This window comes from Aeromonas sp. sif2416, assembly GCF_019218665.1.
GTDB classification, from domain to species: Bacteria; Pseudomonadota; Gammaproteobacteria; order Enterobacterales; family Aeromonadaceae; genus Aeromonas; species Aeromonas encheleia.
Window position 1 is genome coordinate 1 of sequence record NZ_JAHUXC010000041.1, and the last position, 385, is coordinate 385.

At 64.9% G+C, this 385-nt stretch carries 1 protein-coding gene; it reads left to right on the top strand.

Features of this window, described 5'->3' with window-relative positions:
- A partial coding sequence (locus tag KW821_RS21445) for a Clp protease N-terminal domain-containing protein (protein ID WP_305729951.1) occupies positions 1–385 on the top strand: 385 nt, incomplete at both ends.

Below are 385 nucleotides of genomic sequence, written 5' to 3' on the forward strand. Positions count from 1 at the left end.
CGGCCCTCTGCGTCAACCATCAGGGGGCCGAGATCCGCATCGAGCACCTGCTGCTGAAGATGCTGGATACTCCCTTGTCCGATGTGCGCCAGATCCTCAAGCGGGCCGAGGTGGAGGTCGAGGAGCTCAAGACCTTGCTGCAACCCTCCCATGCCGACAGCGGCTATGGCCAGGGTTATCCCTCCTTCTCGCCGCTGCTGGTGGAGTGGCTGCAAGACAGCTGGCTGCTGGCCTCCGCCGAGCTGCAACACGCCCAGTTGCGCAGCGGCGTCATGCTGCTGGTGCTGCTGATGACCCCCCAGCGTTACCTGCCAGGCTCGGTGACCCGGCTGCTGGCCAACGTCAACCGCGAGCTGCTGCGCCAGCAGTTCGATGAGTGGGTGAA